Origin of the sequence: Streptomyces sp. HUAS CB01 (assembly GCF_030406905.1) — a bacterium.
GTDB lineage: Bacteria > Actinomycetota > Actinomycetes > Streptomycetales > Streptomycetaceae > Streptomyces > Streptomyces chengbuensis.
Genome location: NZ_CP129137.1, coordinates 1,166,957 through 1,188,726, shown reverse-complemented (window position 1 = coordinate 1,188,726; position 21,770 = coordinate 1,166,957). Strand labels below are relative to the sequence as shown.

At 72.7% G+C, this 21,770-nt stretch carries 18 protein-coding genes and 1 riboswitch; of the genes, 13 read left to right on the top strand and 5 right to left on the bottom strand.

Annotated elements, in window-relative coordinates; genetic code table 11:
- The first annotated feature begins 82 nt into the window (after positions 1 to 82).
- Positions 83 to 1,270 carry a glycoside hydrolase family 6 protein gene (locus QRN89_RS05315; RefSeq protein WP_290348191.1) on the top strand — a complete coding sequence of 396 codons (1,188 nt, stop codon included), beginning with the start codon at positions 83 to 85 and terminating at the stop codon, positions 1,268 to 1,270.
- On the opposite strand, the gene QRN89_RS05310 is transcribed toward QRN89_RS05315, so the two are convergent.
- Together QRN89_RS05310 and QRN89_RS05305 are read right to left on the bottom strand one after the other, a co-directional pair.
- Complete coding sequence (locus QRN89_RS05310) at positions 1,249 to 2,652, bottom strand: uracil-xanthine permease family protein (RefSeq protein ID WP_290348190.1); 1,404 nt, start codon at positions 2,650 to 2,652, stop codon at positions 1,249 to 1,251. The genes QRN89_RS05315 and QRN89_RS05310 overlap by 22 nt on opposite strands.
- A gap of 122 nt (positions 2,653 to 2,774) precedes the next feature.
- Complete coding sequence (locus tag QRN89_RS05305) at positions 2,775 to 4,013, bottom strand: MFS transporter (RefSeq protein WP_290348189.1); 1,239 nt, start codon at positions 4,011 to 4,013, stop codon at positions 2,775 to 2,777.
- 99 nt (positions 4,014 to 4,112) lie between these two features.
- On the opposite strand from QRN89_RS05305, the gene QRN89_RS05300 reads away from it, so the two are divergent.
- Positions 4,113 to 5,279, top strand: coding sequence for an ROK family transcriptional regulator (locus QRN89_RS05300; RefSeq protein ID WP_290348188.1), 1,167 nt, complete (start codon positions 4,113 to 4,115; stop codon positions 5,277 to 5,279).
- Between the two features lie 322 nt (positions 5,280 to 5,601).
- Here QRN89_RS05300 and QRN89_RS05295 read toward each other — a convergent pair whose 3' ends face one another.
- The gene (locus QRN89_RS05295) at positions 5,602 to 7,986 is read right to left on the bottom strand and encodes a chitinase C-terminal domain-containing protein (protein ID WP_290348187.1); all 2,385 of its coding nucleotides are present in this window, start codon (positions 7,984 to 7,986) and stop codon (positions 5,602 to 5,604) included.
- 241 nt (positions 7,987 to 8,227) lie between these two features.
- A riboswitch (FMN riboswitch) is annotated at positions 8,228 to 8,358 on the top strand.
- 162 nt (positions 8,359 to 8,520) lie between these two features.
- Here QRN89_RS05295 and ribD point away from each other — a divergent pair.
- The 10 genes from ribD (at position 8,521) to QRN89_RS05245 (ending at position 17,096) form a co-directional block, all read left to right on the top strand.
- Complete coding sequence (gene ribD / locus QRN89_RS05290; protein WP_290348186.1) at positions 8,521 to 9,597, top strand: bifunctional diaminohydroxyphosphoribosylaminopyrimidine deaminase/5-amino-6-(5-phosphoribosylamino)uracil reductase RibD; 1,077 nt, start codon at positions 8,521 to 8,523, stop codon at positions 9,595 to 9,597.
- Positions 9,598 to 9,599: 2 nt separating this feature from the next.
- Positions 9,600 to 10,226, top strand: a complete 627-nt coding sequence (locus QRN89_RS05285) for a riboflavin synthase (protein WP_290348185.1) — start codon at positions 9,600 to 9,602, stop codon at positions 10,224 to 10,226.
- Positions 10,223 to 10,867 (top strand): nicotinamide mononucleotide transporter family protein, encoded by a 645-nt coding sequence (locus tag QRN89_RS05280; RefSeq protein ID WP_290348184.1) that lies wholly within the window; start codon positions 10,223 to 10,225, stop codon positions 10,865 to 10,867. The genes QRN89_RS05285 and QRN89_RS05280 overlap by 4 nt, the downstream gene beginning before the upstream one ends.
- Positions 10,864 to 12,204, top strand: coding sequence for a bifunctional 3,4-dihydroxy-2-butanone-4-phosphate synthase/GTP cyclohydrolase II (locus QRN89_RS05275; protein WP_290348183.1), 1,341 nt, complete (start codon positions 10,864 to 10,866; stop codon positions 12,202 to 12,204). The genes QRN89_RS05280 and QRN89_RS05275 overlap by 4 nt, the downstream gene beginning before the upstream one ends.
- A gap of 20 nt (positions 12,205 to 12,224) precedes the next feature.
- Positions 12,225 to 12,710: a 6,7-dimethyl-8-ribityllumazine synthase gene (ribH, locus tag QRN89_RS05270; protein WP_290348182.1), complete on the top strand. Its 486-nt coding sequence runs from the start codon at positions 12,225 to 12,227 to the stop codon at positions 12,708 to 12,710.
- Positions 12,711 to 12,743: 33 nt separating this feature from the next.
- The gene (locus tag QRN89_RS05265) at positions 12,744 to 13,016 is read left to right on the top strand and encodes a phosphoribosyl-ATP diphosphatase (protein ID WP_290348181.1); all 273 of its coding nucleotides are present in this window, start codon (positions 12,744 to 12,746) and stop codon (positions 13,014 to 13,016) included.
- 76 nt (positions 13,017 to 13,092) lie between these two features.
- On the top strand, positions 13,093 to 13,941 hold the full coding sequence (hisG, locus tag QRN89_RS05260; RefSeq protein ID WP_138056370.1) for an ATP phosphoribosyltransferase: 849 nt from the start codon (positions 13,093 to 13,095) through the stop codon (positions 13,939 to 13,941).
- Positions 13,942 to 13,960: 19 nt separating this feature from the next.
- The gene (locus QRN89_RS05255; RefSeq protein ID WP_290348180.1) at positions 13,961 to 14,419 is read left to right on the top strand and encodes a PH domain-containing protein; all 459 of its coding nucleotides are present in this window, start codon (positions 13,961 to 13,963) and stop codon (positions 14,417 to 14,419) included.
- A 185-nt stretch (positions 14,420 to 14,604) separates the two neighbouring features.
- Positions 14,605 to 15,945, top strand: coding sequence for a hemolysin family protein (locus QRN89_RS05250; protein WP_290348179.1), 1,341 nt, complete (start codon positions 14,605 to 14,607; stop codon positions 15,943 to 15,945).
- Complete coding sequence (locus tag QRN89_RS05245) at positions 15,942 to 17,096, top strand: hemolysin family protein (protein ID WP_290348178.1); 1,155 nt, start codon at positions 15,942 to 15,944, stop codon at positions 17,094 to 17,096. Before QRN89_RS05250 ends, QRN89_RS05245 begins: the two co-directional genes overlap by 4 nt.
- Positions 17,097 to 17,182: 86 nt before the next feature.
- Here the strand turns inward: QRN89_RS05245 and QRN89_RS05240 are convergent, their stop codons facing one another.
- The gene (locus QRN89_RS05240; protein ID WP_290348177.1) at positions 17,183 to 19,087 is read right to left on the bottom strand and encodes an AAA family ATPase; all 1,905 of its coding nucleotides are present in this window, start codon (positions 19,085 to 19,087) and stop codon (positions 17,183 to 17,185) included.
- 315 nt (positions 19,088 to 19,402) lie between these two features.
- Entirely contained in the window at positions 19,403 to 20,083 is a 681-nt protein-coding gene (locus QRN89_RS05235; RefSeq protein ID WP_290348176.1) for a uridine kinase family protein, read from the bottom strand.
- Positions 20,084 to 20,258: 175 nt separating this feature from the next.
- Between QRN89_RS05235 and QRN89_RS05230 the strand changes: the two genes are divergently transcribed.
- A complete protein-coding gene (locus QRN89_RS05230; RefSeq protein ID WP_290348175.1) occupies positions 20,259 to 21,617 on the top strand; it encodes a C39 family peptidase in 1,359 nt (452 codons plus the stop codon).
- The last annotated feature ends 153 nt before the right edge of the window (positions 21,618 to 21,770 follow it).

The following is a 21,770-nucleotide window of genomic DNA, read 5'->3' as shown; positions in this document are numbered from 1 at the left end:
CGGACAGGTGCCGCCCGGCCGCAGGCGTCCCCGGAACGGGGGAACGCCACGGCCGTCGCGGCCGGGGGAGGGAGCACAGCACATGTCACGCGTACGCGATCGGCGCCGCGCGGAACGGAACGGGCGGCGCGTCGCGGTCGGCCGCGGCGTCATGGCGACGGCGGCCTGCGCGGTGGTGGCCCTGGGCACCGTCGCCGGACTGGTGTCCACCGGCGGCGGCGAGGACGACACGGCACGGCCCGAGGTGAGGAGTTCGCCCGTGACGGTCCCGTTGCCCGCCCGCCCCGACCCCACGCCGTCCGCGCCCGCGCGGTCACCCGTGCCCTCGCCGTCGCCCGAGGCGTCGGCCGCTCCCGCGCGTTCGTCCCCGGCGACCCGCCCGGCACCGCGCCCCGGGACGCTCGCCGCCTCGGGCGGGCTGTACCGCCACGCGGAGTCCCAGGTCCTGGACTGGGTGCGGGAGCACCGTGACGACCCCCGCAGGCCGCTGATCGAGTCGCGGATCGCCGCGCACCCCGCCGCGGTCTGGTTCCCGGAGCACAACCCCGGCCGGATCACCGGCCAGGTGCGGGCGGTGACCTCGGCGGCGGCCGCCGAGGGCCGCGTGCCGGTGCTGGTGCCCTATGCGATCCCGGACCGGGACTGCGGCGGCGCGTCCCAGGGCGGCGCGCCCGATCTCGCCGCGTACGACGCCTGGACGGGCGAGTTCGCCGCCGGCCTCGGTGACGGACCGGTCGTCGTGATCCTCGAACCCGACTCGATCGCGCTCGCGGACTGCCTCGCGGACGACCGCCGGGCCGCCCGCCACGCCTCGCTCGCCCGTGCGGCGCGGGCGATGAAGGCCGCCAACCCCCGGGCGAGGGTGTACTTCGACGCCGGTCACTCCGGCTGGCACCCGGCCGCGCGACAGGCCGCAGAGCTGCGTGCCGCGGGCGCCGCCACGAGCGGCGACGGCATCTTCACCAACGTCTCCAACTTCCACCGCACCGCCGACGAGACGCGCTACGCCCGCCAGGTGCTGGACGCCCTCGGCGGACCGCCGGGCCTGGGCGCGGTCATCGACACCAGCCGCAACGGCAACGGCGCGCCGGGGCAGGGCGCCTGGTGCGATCCGGGCGGCCGCGCCCTCGGCCGGACCCCGACCACCAGGACGGGCGAGGCCCGGATCGACGCCTATCTGTGGGTGAAGCTGCCCGGGGAGTCGGACGGGTGCAAGGGCGCTGCGGGCACCTTCACACCGGACTACGCCTACGACCTGGCGACCGGCTGACCGCCGTCGTCGCCCTCGTCGTACGAGGACGTGCCCGCGTCCAGCAGCGGCTCCTGCGGCTTCATATGGGCGGGGGCGAAGGCGCGCAGCACGTGGTAGCCGGTGATGACGACGAGCGTGCCGAGGGCGATGCCGCCGAGCTCGAAGTTCTCGGTGAACTTCAGGCTGACGCCGCCGACACCGATGATGATGCCCGCCGCGGCCGGTACGAGGTTCAGCGGATTGCGCAGATCCACCCCGGCGTTGATCCAGATCTGCGCGCCGAGCAGGCCGATCATCCCGTACAGGATGACCGTGATCCCGCCGAGCACACCGCCCGGGATCGCGGCGACGACGGCACCGAACTTGGGGCAGAGTCCGAAGAGGAGCGCGAAGAACGCCGCTGCCCAGTAGGCGGCCGTCGAGTACACGCGGGTGGCGGCCATGACGCCGATGTTCTCCGAGTACGTGGTGTTCGGCGGCCCGCCCACCGCGCTCGACAGCACCGACGCGGCGCCGTCGGCGGCGATGGCCGTGCCCAGCTTGTCGTCGAGCGGGTCGCCGATCATCTCGCCGACGGCCTTCACGTGCCCGGCGTTCTCCGCGATCAGGGCGATGACGACGGGCAGCGCCACCAGGATCGCCGACCACTCGAACGCCGGGGCGTGGAAGTCGGGAAGGCCGATCCAGTCGGCCTTGCCGACGCCCGAGAGGTCGAGCCGCCAGTGGTCGACGGCCTCCGCGCCGCCCACCGGTGAGTGGATCTTGCCGAAGATCCGGTCGAGGACCCAGGAGATGCCGTACCCGAAGATCAGCCCCAGGAAGATCGCGACGCGCGACCAGAAGCCGCGCAGACACACCACGGCGAGTCCGGTGAACAGCATCGTGAGCAGCGCCGTCCACTGGTCCTGCGGCCAGTACGTGGAGGCCGTGACCGGCGCCAGGTTGAAGCCGATGAGCATGACCACCGCGCCGGTGACGATCGGCGGCATCGCGGCGTGGATGATCCGGGCGCCGAAGCGCTGCACGGCGAGGCCCGCGAGGAACAGCACCGCGCCGACCACGAGGATCGCGCCGGTGATCGTGGCGCTGTCCCCGCCGGTGGCGCGGATGGTCGCGGCCACGCCGACGAACGACAGCGAGCAGCCCAGATAGCTCGGGATCCGGCCGCGGGTGGCGAGCAGGAAGATCATGGTCGCGACACCGGACATCATGATGGCCAGGTTGGGGTCCAGGCCCATCAGCACCGGCGCCACGAACGACGCGCCGAACATGGCCACGACGTGCTGGGCGCCGAGCCCCGCCGTGCGCGGCCAGGAAAGGCGTTCCTCGGGCCGTACGACCGCTCCCGGAGCGGGGGTTCGTCCGTCGCCGTGCAGGCTCCAGCGCACGCCGAGGTTCATACGGGCTCCACTTCCGAGGGGGGCGGTGATCAGCGCCCATCGTACGAGGAACGTGTTGCTCCGCTTCCGCCCCGTCGGGTCGGCGCGGGGGCGGTCCACCGCCCCGCGGCACAACCCCCCGGCTACGCCCGGAGATCCGGCGCCGGCGCCGGAGCGGGCGGCTGCGTGCCCGACGCACCGGGCGCCGCCGGCGTCGCCGCCCGGGCGCTGCCCCGCAGCACGCCCGCGCCCAGCACCAGCCCGAACGCGAGCACGGTCACGAGCCCGAACGACACGACCAGCGACGTCAGATCGGCGATCCCGCCGATCGCGGAGGGCGCGATCAGCCCGGAGGTGTACGTGATCGTCGCCACCCCGGCGATCGACAGGCTCGGGTTCGTGCCGCTGCGCCCCGCGGCCGCGAACGCCAGCGGCACGACCACGGCGATACCGAGCCCGATGCAGCCGAACCCCGCCATCGCGGCCGCGGGGTGGGGCGCCAGGACCACCAGTACGCCTCCGGCGGTCGCCAGCACCCCGCCGACGCGGACCGTGCGGACCGGGCCGAACCGGTCCACGACGCGGTCGCCGACCAGCCGTGCCGCCGCCATGGTCAGCGCGAACGCCGTCGTGGACGCGGCGGCGAGCCCGGCCGAAGTGCCCAGCACGTCCCTGAGGTACACCGCCGACCAGTCCAGGCTCGCGCCCTCGGCGAACACTCCGCAGAAGCCGATCGCGCCGATGACCACCGCGGACTTCGGGGGCAGCGCGAACCGCGGCGGCGGCTCCTCGTCGGCGGCGCCGCGCAGGTCGAGCACGCCCTGGCAGGCCAGCAGTCCGACGGCCGTCAGCACGGCGGAGGCGAGCAGATGGTGGAGCCGGGCGTCACTGCCGAGATGCGCGGCGACCGTCCCCGCGGCCGAGCCGAGGAGCGCGCCCACGCTCCACATGCCGTGCAGACCGGACATGATCGAGCGGTCGAGCCGGTTCTCGACCTCGACCCCGAGCGCGTTCATCGCGACGTCGGACATCCCGGCGGTGGCGCCGTACACGAACAGCGCGGCGCAGAGCGCGTACACGTTCGGGGAGAGTGCCGGCAGGGCCAGGGACAGCGTCCACAGCGCGAGCAGCCCGCGCAGCGCGGTGCGGGCCCCGAATCGGTGGCTGACGGCGCCCGCGAGGGGCATCGCCAGGGAGGCGCCGATGGCGGGGAAGGCGAGGGCGAGCCCCAGCTGACCCGCACCGACGCCCGCGTGGTCCTGGATCCACGGGATGCGGGTGGCGAAACTGCCCGTCACGGCACCGTGCACACAGAACACGGCGGCGACGGCGTACCGCGCCCTGGTCAGCCGTTGCTCGTCGTAGGCCGCCTCTGTCGGCATCGGCGCCGTCCTCCCCGGGATCGTGGTCTCCGCGTAAACTATCAGGAACCCTGCCTGATAAATAGCTTCCCCGAGGCAGGCATCTGGAAGGATTCCGGCATGCCCGCATCCCCGAGCACCGCCCGGGCCATCAACGACCGGCTCGCGCTGCGACTGCTGCAGCAGGAGGGCCCGTTGACGGCGAACCAGCTGAAGACGCTCACCGGACTCTCCCGGCCCTCCGTCGCGGACCTGGTGGAACGGCTCCAGGAGTCCGGGTTGGTCCGGGTCGTGGGAGAGGCCGGCGAACAGCGCCGCGGGCCCAACGCCCGCCTGTACGGGATCGTCGCCGACCGGGCCCACCTCGCGGCCCTCGACGTACGCACCCAGGGCCTCTCCGTCGTGGTGGCCGACCTGGTGGGCGCCACACTCGCCGAGGCCACGCTGCCCATCGGCAGCGACACGGGCACGGAACCGGCCGTCGAGCAGGCGGTGGCCCTGCTGGAGAGCACCGCGCGCGAGGCGGGCGTCCGGCGTCTGCACAGCGTCGGCATCGGCGCCCCGGGGCTGATCGACCCGGTCACGGGGGAGCTGCGGAACTCCACCAAGCTGCCCGCCTGGCACCGCAGACTCGTCGCCGCCCTCCAGCACCGCCTCCCGGCGACCGTGCTCGTGGAGAACGAGACCAATCTCGCCGCCGTCGCCGAGCAGCGCCTCGGATCCGCGCGCGACCTGGACGACTTCGTGCTGCTCTGGCTCGGCCAGGGGGTCGGCGCGGCCGTCGTCCTCGGCGGTGCGCTGCGGCGGGGCGCGTCGGGCGGTGCCGGGGAGATCGGCTTCCTGCCCGTGCCCGGCACGGGCGGACTGCCCTCCGCGACGGGCTGCGACGCCGGATTCCACGCGCTGGCCGGTGCGGCCGCGGTCAGGGAACTCGCCGCGCGCCACGGGGTCGACGGCGAGGCGGAGGAGGCGGTACGGGCCGCGGCCGCGGGGGAGTGCCCCGGCGGGCGGGGCGATGCCTTCCTCGACGCCCTCGCCGGGCAGCTGGCCGTCGGGGCAGCGGCGGTCGCCGCCGTCCTCGACCCCGGCTGCGTGGTCCTCGGTGGGGAGATCGGGCACGCCGGCGGCGCGGCTCTCGCCGGCCGGGTGGAGTCCCGTCTGACGACCCTGTCGCCGCTGCGCACGGTGATCCGGCCGACGGAGCTGGGTGGCGAGGCGGTGCTGCGGGGCGCCCTGCTCGCGGCCCGGGACGCGGCCCAGGCGGAGCTCTTCGCGCCCGCGTCGTGAGGGTGTGCCAATCCGGGGCGTCCGTGGTGCCGTCCGGTCGGCGGGGTGCGCGCCGGCCGGTGGGCGCCCCGTACGCGTCACGGCGGGCGGCCCGCGGAGGCGTCCGCGGGCCGTCGGGACGGGGTGCCTGAAGGCGGGCCGGCCCCGGAGGCCCGGGGACCCGGCGGCGGCAAGGGCCGGGAACCGCCGCCGGGCGTTTCTCGCACGAGGCCGCCAGGAGCGAGGCCCTGCCGTGCTCCGTGCTCGCCGACAGGCCCCCGAGGCCCTGCCGTGCTCCGTGCTCGCCGACAGGCCCCCGAGGTCCTGCCGTGCTCCCTGCTGGTCAGCAGGCCCCGAGGTCCTGCCACACCCCCCACTCGCCGGTGGTGCCGGGCTCCTCGCCCTTCGTCCACCACTTCGACTTCCAGGTGCGGGAGTTGTGGGAGACGGTCGTGCCCCCGCCGTACTCGGCGGTCGCGTTCCACGCGGGCGCCGTGCACGTCCCGCCGCCCCCGCCCGTGGTTCCCCCGGTGGTCCCACCCGTGGTTCCGCCGGTGGTCTCCCCGGTCGTCCCCCCGGTGCCCGTCCCTCCGCCGGTCGACCCCGCGCCGGGATCCACCGGGGTGGTGCCCCGAGCCAGATCACCGGCCAGCGCATAGGTCTTCCCGCCGAAGGTCACCGTCCAGTTCGACGGCGTGGACACCGGCAGGTAGTAGACGAAGTCGAGTTCCACGGACGCGCCCGGTGCCAGGGTCTGCCAACTCGGCAGCTTGAGGGAGACACGGTGGTGATCGCCCTTCAGCCCGCCCACGTTGCCGCCCGTGTGATCGCTTCGTACGACGGTCGTGCCGAAGCCGGACTGGTCCTTGGCGTTGCCCGGAGCCGAAGTGCCGTAGTCGAACTGGAACTCCGTGCCGCCCGGCAGGGTCGCCGTCGTACTGTTGGTGATCTTCAGCTTGGGACTGATCGGGTAGTTGGAGTCGCCGAGCGGGAACTGCGCGAACTCGACCTTGACGTCGACCGCCTCGGTGGGCATCGGGGTGGTCGCCCGCCGGGCGCCGTACGGGGCCGCCGTCCGGAACTTCTCGTACATGGCCGTGGTGAGCGTGTCGCCCGTCTCGTACTGGCCCTTCGCGGCGTTCCAGTCGTAGTCGCCCGCCAGTTCCCAGACCATCGTCCCTCCGATGCCCCGGTCCACCACGTAGTCGGCCTTGGCGTTCACCGACGGCTCGTCCTCGGTGGAGAGGAACACCTTCTTCTCGGCGTTCCACAGCCAGGGCGCGACGAGGGTCGCGTCGTACTTGCGGACGTACGTGCCGGTCAGCGTGGTACCGGCCGGGAAGCCGTACCGCGTGACGTAGTCGCCGACGACGCCCCGCTCCAGGTTCTTGGCGTGCCACATCGGGTTCGAGCCGGCCGGGGACTCCCTGCCCGCCGTGTCCTTGTCGTGCCAGAGGTTGTCGATCCCGACCGCGCCGTCACCGCACCTGGTCAGTCCCGATCCGGCCGGGCAGGTCGTCGAGGGCGCCCTGCCCCACAGCCCGTCCGTCCCGCCCTGGACGTTCCTGAAACCGCGCGTGTAGTAGGGAAGACCGATGTTGATCCGGCCGGGCGGCATGGAACCGCGGAAGTAGTGATAGGCCCAGTCGGTGTTGAGATAACCGATTCCGCCGTACTGGGACGTGGAATAGACCCCGGCCGCCGCGAGTTCGCCGTCCTTGCCGTCGTCGAAGAGCGAGGCGTTCGGCCCGACGTACTCGTTCCACGCGCCGTGCAGGTCGTAGGACATGATGTTGACGTAGTCCAGGTACTTCTGGACCTGGAACGTCTCCATCCCCCGGAGCAGATATCCGGACGACGGGGCCGCCACCGTGAGCAGATAGTGTTTCCCGTCCGCGGCGCCCGCGCGGTCCAGCCGCTCGCGCAGGGTCTTCATCAGCGCGGCGTAGCCCCTGACGAGCCCGGCGCGGCGGGGATTGGAGACGGCGAGGTCCAGCGGGTTTCCGGCGTCCTTCATCGAGGTCGGGTACTCGTAGTCGATGTCGACGCCGTTGAACCCGTACTTCTTGACGAAGGCGACCGCCGAATCGGCGAAGGTGTCGATCCCGGCCTGGTTCACCGAGCCGTCGGCGTTCGTCGCCATCGAGTAGAAGCCTCCGGAGTCCACCCGGCTGCCGTCGGCGCCGAAATAGCCTCCGGTCTCTGCCCAGCCGCCGACCGAGACCAGCGTCTTGACGTCGGGGTGCTGCTTCTTGAACTTGGCGAGCAGATTGAAGTGGCCCTTGTACGGGAACGCCGGGTCCATTTCCGCGCCCGCGACGCCCGGCCAGGTCATTCCGGTCGCGGGATTGCCCGGTCCGTCCGCACCGACGGACAGCTTGTTGTCGCCGCCGATGTGCCCGAACGCGTAGTTGATGTGGGTGATCTTGTCCCATGGGATGTCGGAGGCGAGATAGGCGGGCTCGCCGTTCTTCCCGGTGCGCCAGCCGGTGAAGTAGCCGATCACACGGCGCTGGTGGTCGGCGCCCATCTTCTCCCGTCCCTCGGCGTCGTAGACGGTGCAGTAGGGCACGGCGACGCCGGGGGTGCGGTGGAGTCCGTCGGGCCGACAGGACTCGTGGTCGTCGGCGGCGTGCGAGACGCCACTGGTGAGCGAGCCCAGCAGCAGTCCGGCGGCGGCTGCGCCGGCTGCGAGCAGCGTGGCTCTCGCGCGGGTGGGGGTGAGCACGGTGGGGGCCTCCTGGGGAGGGTGGGGATCACACAACTGGCGGTGGGATGGGGCGTGTTGGCCCCGGCGTGCGCACACCGGAAGGCCGTCTCCGCGGAGGTGACGCAGAGATTAAGAGGACTAGACCAGTGCGTCAATAGGTCTGGACCATTCCGTTCCGGCCGCATCCTGTGAGCCACCACACAGCGGATCACCCGTATGCCCCCCGCGCGCTCGTGGCACACTTGGCCTGTATCAGCAGCAGCGCACTCCGGGGTCGGTGCAATTCCGAACCGGCGGTTACAGTCCGCGACCCGTCCGCAGCCAGCGGCCGGTTGACCAGGTGAAATTCCTGGACCGACGGTGAAAGTCCGGATGGGAGGCAGTGCGCGGCGGGCGGCCCTCGAGGTCCGTCGGCCGTGGCGGCTGATCGCCTTCGAAGGACACCTCCGGGGGCGATCGGAACCGTTGACGCCGGCGTTTCCCGAGGTGTTGCTCGCTCTCTGTCGACATCGACAGCCCCGGAGTCCGTGCCCGAAGAGGCAGGAGGACCCGGTGGCCACCGCAGCCGACACGCACGCCATGCGCCGAGCCGTCACGCTCGCCGCCCGCGGTCTCGGCTCCACCAGCCCCAACCCGGTTGTCGGGTGCGTCGTCACCGACGCGTCGGGACGCCGGGTCGGCGAGGGCTTCCACCAGCGCGCCGGCGGTCCGCACGCGGAGATCCACGCCCTCCGGGAAGCGGGGGAGCACGCCCGCGGCGGCACCGCCTACGTCACCCTCGAACCCTGCAACCACACCGGCCGCACCGGCCCCTGCGCCCAGGCCCTGATCGAGGCCGGGATCGCCCGGGTCGTGTACGCGGTCGCCGACCCGAACCCGCAGGCCACCGGCGGTGCCGACACCCTTCGCGCGGCCGGCGTCCAGGTCGAGCAGGGCCTCCTCGAGGAGGAGGCGGAGGCGGGCAACACCGCGTGGCTCACCTCCGTACGCCTGCGCCGCCCCCACGTCGTGTGGAAGTACGCCGCCACCCTCGACGGCCGGATCGCCGCCGCCGACGGGACGAGCCGCTGGATCAGCTCGGCCGAGTCCCGTGCCGACGTCCACAGGCTGCGCGCCGAGGCCGACGCCGTCGTCGTCGGTTCCGGCACGGCCCGTGCCGACGACCCGCATCTCGCGGTCCGCGGCATCGACGGAGCCACCCAGCCGCTCCGCGTCGTGCTCGACACCGACGCCCGGGCCGTGCAGCCGGGTGCGCGGGTCCTGGACGGTGCCGCTCCCACTCTCGTCGCCGTCGCCGAGGACGCCGAGACCGCCCTCCCCGGCGTACTGAGGCTGCCCCGGGCCGGCCGCGGCCTCTCCGTCCCCGCCCTCCTCGACGCGCTGTACGCGCGCGGAGTCCGCTCCGTGCTCCTCGAAGGCGGCCCGACCCTCGCCGGCTCCTTCGTGGCCGCCGGCGTCGTCGACCGGGTCGTCGGCTACATCGCCCCCGTACTCCTCGGTGAGGGCCCGGCGGCCCTCACCGGCGCCGGAATCACCACCATCACCGAAGCGTTGCGGCTCGACGTGGCCGAGACCGTGCGTCTCGGTCCCGACCTGCGCATCACCGCGACCGTCCCCAAGGGAGCCTGACAGTGTTCACCGGAATCGTCGAAGAGCTGGGCGAGGTCACCGCCGTGGAGGACCTCGGCGACGCCTCCCGCTTCCGACTGCGCGGGCCCGTCGTCACCGAGGGGGCCAAGCACGGCGACTCCATCGCCGTCAACGGCGTCTGCCTCACGGTCGTGGAGACCGCCGACGGCGAGTTCACCGCCGATGTGATGGCCGAGACGCTGAAGCGCTCCAGCCTCGGCGCGCTCGGCGCCGGCTCCCGGGTCAACCTGGAGCGGCCCATGGTCGCCGACGGGCGCTTCGGAGGGCACATCGTCCAGGGCCACGTCGACGGCACGGGCACGATCGTCGAGCGCACCCCCTCCGAGCACTGGGAGATCGTCAAGGTCTCGCTTCCGGCCGAGCTCTCCCGCTACGTCGTGGAGAAGGGCTCCATCACGGTCGACGGAGTCAGCCTCACCGTCGTCGACGCCGGCCGCGACCACTTCACCGTCAGCCTGATCCCCACCACCCTCGGACTGACCACACTCGGCACCAAGCAGGCCGGCGACCCGGTCAACCTCGAGGTGGACATCGTGGCCAAGTACGTCGAGCGGATGCTCGGCGACCGCAGCGACCGCACCGGTCACGCAGAGGGGACCGCCGAGTGAGCGCCGTCGACTGGCTGAACTCCGAGGCGTTCAGCGCCTTCGGCCAGCACATCAAGTGGTCCGACATGATCGGCAACGTGATCGGGCTGGTCGCCCTCGCGCTCGGCTGGCGCCGCTCCATATGGACCTGGCCCGCCCAGTTCCTGTCCGGCCTCATCCTCTTCGCCGCGTTCGCCCCCCATCTGACCGGCAGCGCCGGCAAGCAGGTGGTCGTGATGGCCGTCGCCGGCTGGGGCTGGTGGCAGTGGACCCGGGGCCGGGGACAGGCCCAGGACGGCTCCATCGCCGTCCGCTTCGCCACCTGGCCGGAGCGTCTCCTCATGCTCGGCGTCGCCGCCCTCGGCACGGTCGCCGTCGCCCTGCTCTTCACGGCCTACCCCACGCTCTCGTGGGACCCCTGGCCGGACGCGTACATCTTCGTCGGCACGCTCGTCGCCATGTACGCCCAGGCCCGCGGCATGGTCGAGTTCTGGTTCGCGTGGCTCCTCGTCGACCTCGTGGGCGTGCCGCTGAACTTCGCCAACGGCTACGCCTTCTCCGGTTTCGTCTACGTCATCTACGGCGCGCTCGTCCTGTGGGGCATGCGCGACTGGTGGCTCCGGTCCCGTACGACCCCTGCTCTGGAAGGAGCGGCAGCATGAGCGTCCGCCCGTCTCCCACCACCGCCCTGCCGGACGCGGCGGGTCCCGCCGCCCCCTCGCCCTGGTTCCCGGCCGACGGCGCCGAGGACGACCTCCGCCTCGACCCCGTCGAGCAGGCCGTTCGCGACATCGCCGCGGGCCGGCCCGTCGTGGTCGTCGACGACGAGGACCGCGAGAACGAGGGCGACCTCGTCATCGCCGCCGAGAAGGCCACGCCCGAGATCGTCGCCTTCATGATGAGCGAGTGCCGCGGACTGATCTGCGCGCCCATGGAGACCGAGGAACTGGAGCGGCTCGAGCTGCCCCAGATGGTGGCAAACAACACCGAGTCGATGAGCACGGCCTTCACCGTCTCCGTCGACGCCGGGCCCGCGCACGGCGTGACCACCGGCATCTCGGCCGCCGACCGCGCCACCACCCTCCGGCTGCTGGCGGGCGGCACGGCGGACGCGACGGACTTCGTCCGCCCCGGCCATGTCTTCCCGCTGCGCGCCCGGCCCGGCGGCGTCCTCGTGCGTCCCGGCCACACCGAGGCCGCCGTCGACCTCGCCCGGCTGGCGGGGCTCCGCCCCGCCGGGGCGATCGTCGAGATCGCCGGCGAGGACGGCGTGATGCTGCGGCTGCCCGAGCTGGTCCCGTTCGCCCGCAAGCACGGGCTCACGATCATCTCCATCGAGGACCTGATCGCCTACCGCCGCAGCGCGGAGCCGACCGTCCGCCGCGAGGCCGAGGTCGATCTGCCCACCGCCCACGGCACGTTCACGGCGTACGGCTACCGCTCCACCGTGGACGGGGTCGAGCACATCGCGCTCGTCCACGGCGACATCGGCGACGGCGAGGACGTCCTGGTCCGCGTCCACTCCGAGTGCCTGACGGGCGACATCTTCCACTCGCTGCGCTGCGACTGCGGCCCCCAGCTGCGGGAGTCCATGGAGCGGGTCACCGAGGAGGGCCGGGGCGTCGTCGTCTACCTCCGCGGCCACGAGGGCCGGGGCATCGGACTGCTGTCCAAGCTCCGCGCGTACGAGCTTCAGGAACGCGGCCGCGACACCCTGGACGCCAATCTCGAGCTGGGGCTGCCCGCCGACGCCCGGGACTACGCCGCCGGCGCGCAGATCCTGGACGACCTCGGCGTGCGCAGCCTCCGGCTGATGACCAACAACCCCGACAAGACCACGGCCCTGGTGCGGCACGGACTGAAGGTCCTCGACCGCGTGGCCATGCCCGTCCAGGCGGGCGAGCACAACCTGCGGTACCTGCGCACCAAGCGCGACCGCATGGGACACGATCTGCCCTGGCTCGACTCCGTGACGGCGTCGACCTGCGGCAACCAGTGAGAACAGGAACGAGGAGACACGTGAGCGGCAAGGGCGCACCCGAACTGTCCGTACGCAACTGCGGAGACCTCCGCGTGGCCGTCATCGCGGCCCAGTGGCACGAGAAGATCATGGACGGACTCGTCGACGGCGCCCTGCGCGCCCTGCACGAGCTGGGCATCGACGAGCCGACCCTGCTGCGGGTTCCCGGCAGCTTCGAGCTCCCCGTCGTCGCCAAGGTGCTGGCCGGCCGCGGCTACGACGCCGTCGTGGCGCTCGGCGTCGTCATCCGCGGCGGCACCCCGCACTTCGACTACGTGTGCCAGGGCGTCACGCAGGGCCTGACCCAGGTCTCCGTCGACACCGGGGTCCCCGTCGGCTTCGGCGTGCTCACCTGCGACACCGAGGAGCAGGCGCTCGACCGGGCCGGTCTGGAGGGCTCGACCGAGGACAAGGGGCACGAGGCGGTCACCGCGGCGGTGGCCACCGCGGCGACGCTGCGTTCAGTATCCGAACCCTGGCGCTGAGAGGTGCCCACTTCCGCGTAGGGTGGGACCACCATGTCCAAGAAGACGTTCGAGGAGCTCTTCGCCGAGCTCCAGCACAAGGCCGCCAACGGCGACCCCTCGACCTCTCGCACCGCCGAGCTGGTGGACAAGGGCGTCCACGCCATCGGCAAGAAGGTCGTCGAGGAGGCGGCCGAGGTGTGGATGGCCGCCGAGTACGAGGGCAAGGAAGCCGCCGCCGAGGAGATCTCCCAGCTGCTGTACCACGTCCAGGTGATGATGGTCGCGCGCGGGATCAGCCTCGACGACGTCTACGCCCATCTCTGAGCACACTCGTCCCGTACGTCCGAACACTCTCCACCCACGCACCCACACACCCACGCACCCGAAGGAAGCCCGTCTCATGCTGCGCATCGCCGTCCCCAACAAGGGTTCACTCTCCGGACCTGCGGGGGAGATGCTCCATGAGGCGGGCTACCTCCAGCGCAAGGACTCCAAGGAACTCGTGCTGGTCGACCCCGAGAACGAGGTCGAGTTCTTCTACCTGCGCCCGCGCGACATCGCGATCTACGTCAGCTCGGGCCGTCTCGACATCGGCATCACCGGACGGGACCTGCTCCTCGACTCCGGCGCCAACGCCGAGGAGATCCTCCAGCTCGGCTTCGCCCGCTCCACGTTCCGGTACGCCACCAAGCCCGGTACGGCCTCCGGCGTCGAGGAGTTCGGCGGGCTGACGATCGCCACCTCGTACGAGGGCATCGTCGCCAAGCACCTCGCGGACAAGGGCATCGACGCCTCCGTCGTCCACCTCGACGGAGCCGTCGAGACCGCGATCGAACTGGGCGTCGCCCAGGTCATCGCCGATGTCGTGGAGACCGGCACGAGCCTGCGCAACGCCGGCCTCGGTGTCATCGGCGAGCCGATCCTCACCTCCGAGGCCGTCGTGATCCGCCGTACGGGCGCCGAGGCGGACGACCCCAAGGTGCAGCAGTTCCTCCGCCGCCTCCAGGGCGTCCTGGTCGCCCGCTCCTACGTGATGATGGACTACGACTGCCGGGTCGAGCACCTGGAGAAGGCCGTCGCCCTCACCCCCGGCCTGGAGTCCCCGACCGTCTCCCCGCTCCACCACGAGGGATGGGTCGCCGTCCGGGCGATGGTCCCGGCCAAGGAGGCGCAGCGGATCATGGACGACCTCTACGACCTGGGCGCCCGCGCGATCCTGACCACGGCGATCCACGCCTGCCGTCTCTGAGGACCGGGACGCACGGAGCATGTCCATGGACCAACAGGAGCTGCCCACGCTCCCGGTGACCTTCAGGCCCACCCGCACGCGGGCGGTCCTGCTGTCCGTCGGGACCGTGATGTTCGCGGTGATCACCGCCGTCGCCGTCGCGCTGGAGAAGCTCAGCCCGGGCGAGCGCATCAGCTTCGTCCTCACCGCGCTGCTGTTCTTCGGGGTGCTGGCGCTGCTCAGCCGCCCCAAGGTCGTCGCCGACGACCAGGGCGTCACGGTCGTCAACCTGACCCGGACCCGCAGACTCGACTGGGCGGAGATCGTCCGTGTCAACCTCCGTCCGGGTGACCCCTGGGTGTTCCTTGATCTGAGTGACGGCACCAGCCTGCCGGTCCTCGGGATCCAGCCCGGAATCGCCCGCCACCACGCCATCCGCGACGCCCGCGCCCTGCGCCTGCTCGCCGAATCGCGAGGCACCGGCACGGACGACCGCTGAGCCCCTGCCCCTCGGGGCGGACTCGTGATTACTCTTGACCCGGAGGCGCCGAGTGCGCCTCCGCCTCACACCGGTGGGCCGGCCATGGCCCGTGAGGCATCCCTGCGACCCGAGGAGTGACCCCCTCCGGCAATGGACGGATCGTCCGGTAGTACCTGCGCCGCCCCCTCCCAGGAGGCGGCGGCATGATCATCGCGCTACTGCTGCTGTTCGCGGCATTCCTGCTCATCCTCGCCAACGGCTTCTTCGTGGCCGCCGAGTTCGGCCTCGTCACCGTGGAGCGAGCGGACGCCGAACGCGCCGCCGCCGAGGGCGACCGCCGCGCGGAAACCGTCGTCCGGGCCCTGCGGGAGCTGTCGTTCCAGCTCTCCGGCACCCAGCTCGGCATCACCATCACCTCCCTCGTCGTCGGCATGCTCGCCGAGCCCGCGCTCGCCCGGCTGCTCGGCGGCCCGCTCACCGCCGTCGGGATCCCCGGCGCCGCCGTCCCCGGCGTCGCCGTCGTGATCGGCATGCTGCTGGCCTCCGCGGTCCAGATGGTGGTCGGCGAACTCGTGCCGAAGAACTGGGCCGTGTCGCGGCCGCTGCAGGTCGCCCGGTTCGTGGCCGGCCCGCAGCACCGCTTCTCGGCGGTGTTCCGGCCCGTGATCGCCCTGCTCAACGCCGTGGCCAACCGTCTCGTACGCGCGTTCGGCGTCGAGCCCGCCGAGGAGCTGGCCTCCGCCCGTACCCCCGGTGAACTGGTCTCCCTGGCCCGTCACTCGGCCCGGGCCGGTGCCCTGGAGGAGGACACGGCCGACCTGTTCGTCAGGACCCTGTCGCTCGGCGGCCTCACCGCCCAGCACGTGATGACGCCCCGGGTGAAGATGAGTGCCCTGCAGTCCGACGCGACCGCGGCGGACGTCCTCAACCTGACCCGGGCCACCGGTCTCTCCCGCTTCCCCGTCTACCGGGACCGCATCGACGAGATCGTCGGCATGGTCCACCTCAAGAACGCCCTGGCGGTACCGGCCCACGAGCGGCTGCGCACCCCCGTCGGCCGTATCGCCGTGCCGCCGCTGCTGGTGCCCGAGACCCTGCCGGTACGACTGCTGCTCGGGCGGCTGCGCAGCGAGCAGCCGATCGCCGTCGTGGTCGACGAGTACGGCGGCACGGCCGGCGTCGTCACCCTGGAGGACATCGTCGAGGAGATCGTCGGCGAGGTCCGTGACGAGCACGACGCCGAGGCCGACGACCGGCCCGAGCTGGCCGCGGTACCGCCCGAGGACGGCAGTCCGGCCTGGGAGGCCGACGGAAGCTGCCGCGTCCTCACCCTGCGCCGGATAGGCCTCGACGTGCCCGACGGCCCGTACGAGACCGTCGCCGGTCTCGTCGCCGACCTCCTCGGCCGGATCCCGGCTCCCGGTGACCGGGCGGAGCTGCCCGGCTGGCGGCTCTCGGTCCGCCAGGTCGACCGGTACCGGGCCGAACGGGTGAGGCTGGTCCGCACGGCGGACACCCAGGTCATGGCGGAGGCCGCCCGATGAGCGCCCTCCAACTGCTGTTCGCGCTCCTCCTCGTGCTCGCCAACGGCTTCTTCGTCGGCGCGGAGTTCGCGCTCGTGTCGGTGCGCCGCAGCCAGGTGGAACCGCTCGCCGCCCAGGGTTCGTCCCGGGCCCGGCAGGTCCTGCACGGCCTGGAGAACCTGCCGCAGATGATGGCGGCGGCCCAGTTCGGCATCACCGTCTGCTCACTGACCCTGGGCGCGGTGGCCGAGCCGACCGTGGCGCACCTGCTGGAGCCGGTGTTCCACACCCTGCGGGTGCCCGAGGCGCTGGTCCACCCCCTCGGATACATGATCGCCCTCGCCGCCGTCGTCTTCCTGCACCTCGTCGTCGGCGAGATGCTCCCGAAGAACCTGGCGATGGCGGCTCCGGAGAGGACGGCGCTCTGGCTCAGCCCCGCGCTGGTCGGCTTCGCCCGGCTGTGCCGACCGGTGACCGTGGCGCTCGGCGCCTGCTCCAGGCTGGTGCTGAGGCTGTTCCGGGTCGAGCCGAAGGACGAGGTCGAGGCCGTCTTCACCAGCGACCAGCTGGGCCAGCTGGTCGAGGACGCCGGCCAGGCCGGACTGCTCGACCCCGAGGAGCAGGAACGCCTCGGGGACGCGCTGGAGCTGGGCAGCCGCCCCGTGACGGACGTCCTGATCGACCGGGCGTCCCTGGTCACGGTGCCGCCCTCGGTGACGCCGAGGCAGATCGAGGAGCTGACCGTCCGCACGGGCTACTCCCGGTTCCCCGTGCGCGGCGAGGGCAGCGGGCGGTTCATGGGCTACCTCCACGTCAAGGACGTCCTGGACCTGGAGGACGACGAGCGGGCCGTACCGCAGCACATCTGGCGCCCCATGGCCACGCTGCGTTCGGAGCTGCCGCTCGACGACGCGCTCACCGTGATGCGCCGTGCGGCCACGCACCTGGCGCAGGTCGCCGACGCGTCGGGGCGGGTCCTGGGACTCGTCGCCCTGGAGGACGTCCTCGAGATGCTGGTGGGCGAAGTGCGCGACCCGGCCCACCGTCCGGTGGCGCCCGGTCCGTCCGCGTGGGGCTCTTCCCCGGTGGCGGCCCGGCGGGGCGGACTGCGGACCGATCCGCCCCACCAGCAGGACGTGCGCTCCCACCAGCCGAGCCCGAGCGGAGTCTGATTCCGTGCCCCGCCCTCCCGGCGGGGCACGGCACCGGGACGGTGGCTCCGGGTCCGGGCCCCTTCCGGCCGGGGGACCCGGAAGGCTCACAGCCCGGTGGGGTCCTGGGGGCCGCGGTCCCGCGGCCCCCGGCCCGACAGCACCTCCCCGTACGCCTGCATCAGATCGGGCAGCCGCAGCGTCGCCAGGTCCTCGCGCGTCGGCGTGCCCGCGTACCCCGAGAGGCGCAGGTCCCGGTAGGCGCAGCTCTTCTCGTACAGCGTGCGCAGGAAGCGGCCGTTGCCCAGTTCGTCGATCCAGCTCTGGTCCACGACATGGCCGCTGATCGACCGCAGCTCGTCCAGCGCCTCCTCGTCCCACTGGTCGCCGTTGGCCGCCGCGAGCACCTCGCCGATCGCGGTCAGCTCCAACGGCCGGTACGAGGGGAAGTCCACCCGGGTGGTGAACCGCGAGGACAGCCCCGGATTGGTGGCGAGCAGCCGGTCCATGCCCTCCGGGTAGCCGGCCAGGATGACCACGAGATGGTCCCGGTTGTCCTCGGCCCGCTTCAGCAGCACCTGCAGTGCCTCGTCGCCGTAGGCGTCGCCCTTGCTGTAGCCGGTGTTGGAGAGGGCGTACGCCTCGTCCACGAACAGCACGCCGCCGAGCGCGGAGTCGATCAGCTCGTTGGCCTTCACCGCGGTCTGGCCCAGGAACTCACCGACCAGGTCGGAACGCTGTGCCTCCACCAGATGGTCGCCGCCGAGCAGCCCCAGCGCGTAGAACACCCGGCCGAGGATGCGGGCCACGGTCGTCTTGCCGGTGCCGGAGGGGCCGGAGAAGACGAAGTGCCGTTTCGGGGGCTGGACCGGAAGGCCCTGCCCGGCCCGCAGCCGGGCCATGTTCAGCTGCGCGGAGAGCGCCTTCACCTGCCGTTTCACCGGCTCCAGGCCCACCATCCGCTCCAGCTCGGCGAGCGCCTCGGCGAGCAGCACCGGATCGGTGGGCCCGGACGGGAACGGCGGCGCCGACCGGGGCGGGCTCCCCGACTTCTCGCGCACCCCGTCGGCCGGGCCCGCGGCGGCCGGGGCCGATGTCCCGAGCGGGGGCTGGGGTTCGCCGCCGTAGCGCGGTTCGGGCACGAAGGGCGGCTCCGTCTCGGCCGGCTGGGCGTCCGACGCGTCCTGCCCCAGCCCCGCTCCCGCGCCCGCCAGCGACACGGTCGCCAGTCCCGCGGCCTCGTCGATGCCGTCGTAGTCGGCGATCGCGGCGAGCCGTGCCGAGGTGTCCATGAAGGCCGGGTCCACCCGGTGGACGGCCCGGTACAGCGGCAGTGCGGCAGCGCTGCGGCCGGTGCCCTCGTGGGCCCGGGCCAGCCAGTAGCGCAGTTCCTTGCGCTGGGGCTGCTCGCTGCGGCAGCGCATCAGCGACGCGGACAGCAGCGGCTCCGCCTGCCCGTACATCTCCAGCCGCACCCGCGCCATGCCGGCGAAGAGGCCGGCCTCGATCCCGAGCAGCGGATCGTCGACGAGCGGTTCGGTGTGCCGGACCAGTTGGTCCCAGTCCTTGACCAGGTACGCGCGGCAGGCGTGCAGAAACCGGACCTGCCGGTCCGCGTCGACCGGCGGCAGTCCGGCGAGGGCGCGGTCCAGCTCGGGCACATGACGCCCGTCCAGCCAGTGCGAGGCGTGCGCGAGCAGGAGGTCGCGCGGGCTCTCCAGCACCGGTTGCACCCACCAGCCGAGCCAGTACCAGGAGTTCAGCGTGCGGCGGTGGCGGGCGCGCTGCTCGCCGAAGCGCTCCCGGTTCCGGTACATCCTCAGCAGCGCGGTGGTGGTGTCCACGCGCAGCGCGTGCAGTCCGAGCCAGCCGTCGGCCATTCCCGGGTCGAGTCGCACCGCGCTCCGGAACTCCTCCTCCGCCTGCGGGTACGCGCCCATGGTGTAGGCGTCCACGCCGCGCACCCAGGCGAGGTCGGCCGGGGCCGGTGAGCCCTGCGTGCCGATGTCCATCGGGTCCCCCACATACCTGCCCCCGTGCTGTCCCACCAGGCGGATGCCCGGCGGAGCGTGCCGAACCACCGTGTCGCGGACGGGAATTGACCGCACCGGGGTGCATCGTACCTGCGCAGGGGGCGGCTGATTAAGGGCGCGCGAGGAGGGCGCGAACGGTGACCCTGGGTGAGCGTGGAGTGCCGGAAGGGTGCCGGGGGAATGTGCCGAGGGCAGAACGAAGCCCCCGATCACGGGGGAACAACCGGGGGCTTCGCGTCCGGGCGGCTCCGAAAAGCCGCACATGGGAAACGTAAGACCTGTAAGGGCCCTGGGTCAAGCGGAGTTGGAGCACCCGCCAGGGTGGATCTCCGACCGCTCGGTACGCCGGTCGGAGTGGTCACGTTCCGTGAGGGAATGGTTCGCCCCTGCTGTCGCGCCGGGCCCTGGCAGCCACTCGTATCCCTCGGGCAACTCGCGCACCAGGGTGTCGGCGAACGGGCGCGAGGGATCGTCCGCGAAGTGACGGCGCTCCGCCGCGGTCCATCCGTCCCAGAAGCCGGAGAGGCCAGGCCCGTCGCGGTGCCGGCCGCGGGCCCACGACTCCTCGGGGCCCCGCTCCATCCAGAGCAGACGGGCGATCCGGGGCCGCAGCGCCCGGCGGCCCGCACCCACCCCCTCGACGAGGACGACCGGCGCTGCGGGCAGGCTCCGCGGCTCCCCGAAGCGCCGGAGGTTCCAGTCGTACGGGTGATACAGCGCGCTCTCGCCCCGCGACCACGGACCGATCACCTGCTCGGTCAATCGGCCCGTCCAGGTGAAGAGTTCGTCGTGGGTGGCGATGTCGTCGAGGCGGAGGACGGGCGCCCCGCCCAGGGCCTCGGCGAGCCGGCCGGCGAAGGTGCTCTTGCCGGAACCCGCGTGTCCGTCGACCGCGATCAGCCGGACGGGACCGCAGGACGGCGGCAGCGCCCGCAGCCCTGCGGCGGCGCGATCGAGTGACACGGGGCGGCTCATGAGGGTCACCCTACGGGGCCATGCGGGCCCCCCGCCCGGCCCGTCGCAGGTCATGCCACTGGTCGAGACCAATATTGGTCGGAGCAACGCGGTGCGCGTCACTGGCAGAAGTCGCTCGGGAGCCGCGATAGTTGGGCCACCAACGCGCCCCCCCGAGACCGCTTCCGGAGGTCCCATGACCACGCCTGCCTCGCGCAGAACCGTCCTCACCGCGGCACTCGCGGCCGCGGCCGGCGGAAGCGCCCTGTCCTCCGCCGGCCCCGCGTCCGCCACCGGCATCCCGGTGCCCGCCGCCCGGCCGCTGCCGCTCGTGGACAACCGTTTCTGGAACTCGTACACGGACTGGCGCAGCGGCGAGGGCGCCGGTACCCGGGCCGTCGCGGGCAGCCGCCCCGGACTGGTGATCGGCACCCCCGCGGGCCGCACGCGGTACGCCGACCCCCACACCGGTCGCACCACGGCCTGGGAGTACGCGAGGTGGATCTCGCCCGTGCACCGCCCACGGGTGGCGGCGACGGAGGTCATCGCCTCCTGGAACGCCCGCACCCCGGCCGGGACCTGGCTGCAGACGGAGCTGTCCGGCACCTACGGCGACGGCAGCACGACCCCCTGGTTCGTCATGGGCCGCTGGGCGTCGGGCGACGGGGACATCCGGCGCACCTCCGTCGACGGCCAGACCGACGGCAGGAGCAGCATCTGGACCGACACCTTCTCCGTGGACGCCCCGGCGAGCGGACTGCGGCTGGTCTCGTACCGGCTCCGCCTGACCCTCTACCGGAGGCCGGGCACGGCGCTCACCCCCACCGTGTGGCGCGTCGGAGCCATGGCCTCTGACGTCCCGGACCGTTTCACCGTGCCGGCCTCCACACCCCGGGTCGCCCGCGAGCTGGCCGTGCCGCGCTATTCGCAGAACACCCACGTCGGCCAGTACCCCGAGTACGACAACGGCGGTGAGGCCTGGTGCAGCCCCACGTCGTCCCAGATGATCGTGGAGTACTGGGGGCGCCGGCCGACGCCCGAGGAGCTGGCCTGGGTCGATCCCGACTTCGCCGACCCCCAGGTCTGCCACGCGGCCCGCCACACCTACGACCACCAGTACGAGGGCTGCGGGAACTGGCCGTTCAACGCCGCCTACGCGGCCTCGTACCGCGAGATGAACGCCGTGGTCACCAGGCTGGAGTCGCTCGGCCAGCTGGAGTCGCTCGTCAAGGCCGGCATCCCGGCCATCACCTCCCAGTCCTTCCTGAAGGAGGAGCTGACCGGCGCGGGCTACGGCACCTCCGGCCATCTGATGACCGTGATCGGCTTCACCCCCGGCGGGGACGTGATCGCGAACGACCCGGCCTCGCCGAGCAACGAGGCCGTCCGCCGGGTGTACAGGCGGGCCGAGTGGGAGACGATCTGGCTGCGCACGAAGCGGTACAACGCGAGCGGAAAAGTGGCGTCCGGCACAGGCGGCGTCTGCTACCTCTTCTGGCCCGAGCGCCCGACGGCCGCCCAGCGCAAGGCCCTCGCCGCCCTCGGCATCGACTGACGCCGCGCCGGCGCTCCGGGGGCCGTGACCGGTGTCACTGCCCCCGGACGGCGCGGCTGGCACTGTGGTCGGGGTGGTCTTCCGCACGCCGTGAGGATGCGGCGGGGCCGCCGGGGGGCGAAACGCAACCACGAACACGACCGAGCGAGCCGC